The sequence below is a fragment of the Streptomyces sp. NPDC057654 genome, assembly GCF_042800135.1.
GTDB lineage: Bacteria > Actinomycetota > Actinomycetes > Streptomycetales > Streptomycetaceae > Streptomyces.
Genome location: NZ_JBHVHQ010000522.1, coordinates 1 through 6,045, shown reverse-complemented (window position 1 = coordinate 6,045; position 6,045 = coordinate 1). Strand labels below are relative to the sequence as shown.

1 protein-coding gene is annotated in these 6,045 nt (G+C 73.3%); it reads left to right on the top strand.

Translation table 11 applies throughout. The features are described from left to right. The coding region (locus ACFU99_RS29620) for an amino acid adenylation domain-containing protein (RefSeq protein ID WP_384397848.1) at window positions 1-6,045 on the top strand (6,045 nt) is incomplete at both ends.

Below are 6,045 nucleotides of genomic sequence, written 5' to 3'. Positions count from 1 at the left end.
CACGGGCGACCTGGCGCGGTGGAACCCCCAGGGGAACCTGGAGTACGTCGGCCGCACCGACTTCCAGGTCAAGATCCGCGGGTTCCGCATCGAACCCGGCGAGGTCGAGGCCGTACTCGGCGCCCACCCCTCTGTCGCCCGGACGACGGCGGTCGTGCGCGAGGACCGGCCCGGCGACAAGCGCCTCGTCGCCTACGTCGTGCCGGCACCCGGCCACCGCCCCGGCCCCGGCGCACTGCGCGAGCACGCCTTCGCCGCCCTGCCCGACTACATGGTGCCGTCCGCCGTCGTCACGCTGGACGAACTGCCCCTGACGCCCAATGGGAAGCTCGACCGCGACGCCCTGCCCGCCCCCGACTACAGCGCCGGCTCCGCCGGGCGGGCCCCGCGCGACGCCCGCGAAACGCTGCTGACCGGCCTGTACGCGGACGTCCTCGGCGTCACCCGCACCACCATCGACGACAGCTTCTTCGACCTCGGCGGCGACAGCATCCTCGCGCTGCGCCTCGTCGGCCGCGCCCGCCGGGCCGGGCTGGAGTTCACCGTCCGCGAGGTCTTCGAGCACCGCACCGCCGCCGCCCTCGGTGAGCACTGCCGCACGGTGTCGTCAGCCGTCTCCGGCGAGCCGGACGGTGTGGAGCTGGCGGCGCTGCCCGCCGACGAACTGGCGGAGCTGATGGCCGCCGAGCCGGGCGCGGTGGACGTGCTGCCGCTGTCGCCGCTCCAGTCGGGCCTGCTCTTCCACGGCCTCTACGACGACCAGGGCCCCGACATCTACACCCTCCAGGTCCGCTTCGACCTCGAAGGCACCGTCGACGCCCCTGCCCTGCGGGCCGCGGGCCAGACACTGCTGGACCGCCACCCGAACCTCCGCGCCGGATTCCGGCACGAGGGGCTCAGCCGCCCCGTGCAGATGATCCCCGCCGAGGCCGCGCTGCCCTGGCGCGAGCTGGACCTGTCGGGCCTCGGGGGCGCGGAGCGCGAGGCGGAGGCCGAACTCTTCCTCGCCCGCGACCGGGACGAGCGCTTCGACCTGTCCCGGCCGCCGCTGCTCCGCTTCACCCTGCTCACCCTCGGCGACGACCGCCACCAACTGGTGTTCACCCACCACCACCTGCTGCTCGACGGCTGGTCGCTGCCCGTGCTCGCCCGCGAACTGTTCGCGCTCTACGGCGGCGGCCACGAACTTCCCGCCGTACGCCCGTACAGCGACCACCTCAAGTGGCTTGCCGCACAAGACCGTTCGGCGGCCGAGGCCGCATGGCGGGAAGCGTTCGCGGGCTTCGAGGAGCCGACCCGCGTCGCGCCTATCGGTGAGTACGCGCAAGCAGAGCCGGAACGCGTGGAGTTCGCGCTGACCCCGGAGCGCACAGCCGCGCTCGCGGAGCGTGCCCGTACGTACGGGCTGACGCTGAACACCGTCGTGCAGGGCGCCTGGGCCCTGGTACTGGGCAGCCTGACGGGCCGTGAGGACGTGGTCTTCGGCGTCACCGTCTCCGGTCGCCCGCCGGAGCTGGCGGGCGTCGAGGACATGGTGGGCCTGTTCATCAACACCCTCCCGCTGCGCGCCCGGCCGCTCCCCGCCGAGCCCCTGGCGCGGTTCCTCGCCCGTCTCCAGGACGAGCAGACCCGGCTCCTGGACCACCAGCACCTGAGCCTGACGGACATCGCGCGCCACACCGGATTCGGCGAACTCTTCGACACGCTTCTCGTGTTCGAGAACTTCCCGCTCGACGCGGACGGGCTCGGCGCGTCGGCCGCCGACGCCGGGCTGCGGCTGCGCGGTGCCACCGCGCGCGACGCCGTGCACTACCCCCTCGGCCTCGTCGCCCTGCCCGGCGAGTCCCTCTCTTTCCGGCTGCACTACCAGCCAGCCCTGTTCGACCGCGAGTCGGTCGCACGGATCGGGGAGCGGTTCGTGCGGCTGCTGGAGGCGGTGACGGCCGCGCCGGAGCTGGCGGTCAGTCAGGTGGACGTGCTGGGCGCGGACGAGCGGCGGCGGGTGCTGGAGGAGTGGAACGACACGGCGGCCGAGGTGCCACGGGCGACGCTGCCGGAACTGTTCGAGCGTCAGGCGGCCCGTACGCCCGATGCCGTCGCCGTCACATATGGTGAAGTCACGCTCAGTTACGCCGAGTTGAACGAGCGTGCCAACCGGCTCGCGCATCTCCTGATCTCGCTGGGCGCGGGCCCCGAGGGCTTCGTGGGGATTTCCCTGCCGCGCTCGGAGCTCACCATCATCGCCGTGCTCGCGGTGCTGAAGTCCGGCGCCGCGTACGTGCCCGTGGACCCGGGTTACCCGGCCGACCGCATCGCCCACCTGCTCGCCGACGCCGCGCCCGCCCTGCTGATCACGGTCGAGGACGTGCTGTCGCGGCTGCCGGACGGCGGCCCCGAGCGCCTGGTGCTCGACGCCCCGCAGACCGCCGTGGCCGTCGCGGACCGCCCCGCCTCCGACCCGACGGACGCGGACCGCTCCGGCACGCTGTCCCCCCTCCACCCGGCGTACGCGATCTACACGTCAGGGTCCACGGGGATGCCGAAGGGCGTCGTGGTGCCGCATGAGAACGTCGCGGATCTGGCGGCGTGGGCGGCGGCGGAGTTCGGGGCCGAGGAGCTGGCCCGCGTGGTGGCGTCCACGTCCCTCAACTTCGACGTCTCCGTCTTCGAGATGTTCGGGCCGCTGCTGTCCGGTGGCGCGATCGAGGTGGTACGGGACCTCCTCGCCCTCGCCGACGGCTCGTACTCCGGCGCGCGCGCCGGGATCGTGAGCGGCGTGCCCTCCGCCCTCGCCCACATCGTGGCGGGCGGCGAACTGCGCGCGGGCGCGCGCAGCGTGGTCCTGGCGGGCGAGGCGCTGTCCGCGCAGGCCGCGAACGACATCGTGCGGGCGGTGGGCGCGGAGCGGCTGGCGAATATCTACGGGCCGACCGAGGCCACGGTGTACGCGGCGGCCTGGTACTCCCGTACGGGCACTCAGACCACCCCGCCGATCGGGCGGCCGATCCGCAACACCCGGCTGTACGTCCTGGACGCCGGGCTGCGGCCGGTCGCGCCCGGCGTCTCCGGTGAGCTGTACATCGCGGGGGAGGGTCTGGCGCGCGGCTATCACGGGCGTCCGGGGCTGTCGGCGGAGCGGTTCGTCGCCGACCCGTACGGCCGGGCGGGCGCTCGTATGTACCGGACCGGTGACCTGGTGCGGTGGAGTGCGGACGGCGAGCTGGAGTACATCGGACGCACCGACTTCCAGGTGAAGATCCGCGGTTTCCGCATCGAACTCGGCGAGATCGAGGCGGCTCTCAGCGGCCATCCGTCGGTGGCCCAGACCGCGGTGGTCGTACGCGAGGACCGGCCCGGCGACAAGCGCCTCGTGGCCTACGTCGTGCCCGCAGATGGGGCCGAAGCCGACGCGGGCGCGCTGCGCCGCCACGTGGGCGAGGCCCTGCCCGACTACATGGTGCCGTCCGCCGTCGTCGCCCTCGGCGCGCTGCCGCTCACCCCGAACGGCAAGCTCGACCGCAAGGCCCTGCCCGCCCCCGAATACGGTGCGGAGACCGCCGGCCGCGAGCCCCGCACCCCGCGCGAGGAGCTGCTGGCCGCGCTCTACGCCGAGGTGCTGGGCGTGCCGGCGGTCGGCGTCGACGACAGCTTCTTCGACCTCGGCGGCGACAGCATCCTGTCCCTCCAGCTCGTGAGCCGGGCCCGCCGGGCGGGGCTGGAGTTCTCCGTCCGCGAGGTCTTCGAGCACCGGACCGTAGCCGCTCTCGACGCTCACTCCCGCACGGTGTCGTCCGCCACGTCCGACGAGCCGGACGGTGTGGAGCTGACGGCGCTGCCGGCCGACGAGCTCGCGGAGCTGGTGGCCGCCGAGCCGGGCGCGGTGGACGTGCTGCCGCTGTCGCCGCTCCAGTCGGGCCTGCTGTTCCACGGCCTCTTCGACGAGCGCGGCGACGACGTCTACACCGTCCAGACCGTCCTCGACTTCGAGGGCACACTCGACGTCCCGGCCTTCCGCGCCGCGGGGCAGGCGCTGCTGGCGCGGCACGCCAACCTGCGCGCCGGGTTCCGGCACGAGGGGCTGAGCCGCCCCGTGCAGGTGATCCCCGCCGAGGCCGTGGCCCAGGTGCCGTGGCGCGAGCTGGACCTGTCCGGGCTGGAGGAGGCGGAGCGGGAGGCCGCGACCGAGCGGTTCCTGAAGGAGGAACGGCAGCGCCGCTTCGACCTGTCCCGTCCGCCGCTGCTGCGCTTCACCCTGCTCGCCCTCGGCGACGGCCGCCACCGGCTGGTGCTGACCTGCCATCACCTCCTGCTGGACGGCTGGTCGTCGCCGATCGTCCTGCGGGAACTGTTCGCGCTCTACGGCGGCGGCCACGAGCTGCGCGCCGTACGCCCGTACACCGATCACCTCAAGTGGCTGGCCGCACAGGACCGTTCGGCAGCGGAAGCGGCGTGGCGCGAGGCGCTGGAAGGCTTCGAGGAGCCCACCCGCATCGCACCCGTCGACGCCGAGCACGCCGTGTCCGACCCGCGGAAGGTGGAGCTCGCGCTCTCGCGGGAGCGCACGGCCGCGCTCGCGGAGCGGGCCCGTGCGTACGGGCTGACGCTGAACACCGTCGTGCAGGGCGCCTGGGCGCTCGTACTGGCCGGCCTGACGGGTCGTGAGGACGTGGTCTTCGGCGTCACCGTCTCCGGCCGGCCGCCGGAACTGGCGGGCGTCGAGGACATGGTGGGCCTGTTCATCAACACCCTGCCGCTGCGAGCCCGGCTGCGCCCCGCCGAACCCCTTTCGCGCCTGTTGGCCCGCATCCAGGACGAGCAGACGGCGATGCTGGACCACCAGCACCTCGGCCTCGCCGACATCCAGCGGGCGACCGGCGTCGGCGAACTCTTCGACACCTCACTGGTCTTCGAGAACTACCCGCTCGACAATGGCGAGTTCACCGATCTGATCGAGGCGTCCGGGCTGCGGCTCCACCGGGCGGCGGCGCGCGACGCCGTGCACTACCCACTCGGCCTCAAGGCGCTCCCTGGCGAACAGCTCCGCTTCGTCTGGGACTTCCAGCCCGACCTGCTCGACCGCGCGCGCGTCGAAGCGATCGCCGAGCGCTTCACGCGGGTGCTGGAGGTAGTTGTCACGGACCCGGAACGCCCGGTGGGCCGCGTCGACGTCCTCGACGACGCCGAGCGGCGCCGCGTGGTCACGGAGTGGAACGACACGGATGTCGACTTCCCGGCGGACATCGCGGTGCATGTGCTCTTCGAGGAGCAGGCGGCGGCCACGCCTGACGCGGTGGCGGTGGTCTCGGGGGAGCGGTCCCTCACCTACGCGGAGCTGAACGCGCGGGCCAATCGTCTCGCGCACCGGCTGCTCGGTCTGGGGGTGCGCCCGGAGAGCCGGGTGGCGGTGCTGCAAGAACGGTCGATGGAGGTGGTGGTCTCCAGCCTCGCCGTGCTGAAGGCGGGCGGCGTGTACGTACCGCTCGACCCGAACCAGCCCGCGAGCCGCTCCGAATTCATCCTCGGCAGCACGGACGCGGTGGCCCTGCTCACGGACCGGGAACCGGAAGCCGTCGGGTTCGCCGTCGATGCGCCGATCGTCCGCGTCGGAGACGACGAGGCGTACGCGGGCCAGCCGGACACCGACCCGAAGGTCCCGACGGACGCGCGGCAGCTGATCTACGTGATGTTCACGTCCGGCTCCACGGGCGTCCCGAAGGGCGTGGCCAACACGCACCGCAATGTGGTGCACCTGGCGGCGGACCGCTACTGGCGGCGCGGCAACCACGAGCGGGTGCTGATGCACTCCCCGTACGCCTTCGACGCCTCGACGTTCGAGATCTGGACGCCCCTGCTGACCGGCGGCCGGGTCGTCGTCGCCCCCGCGGGCCGCCTCAGCGGCACGGAGCTGGCGGCTGTGATCACCGAGCAGTCCGTCACCGGCATGTTCGTGAGCGCCGGGCTGTTCCGGGTGCTGGCGGAGGAGCGCCCGGAGTGCTTCGCCGGGGTCCGCGAGATCTGGGCGGGCGGCGACGTCGTGTCACCAGC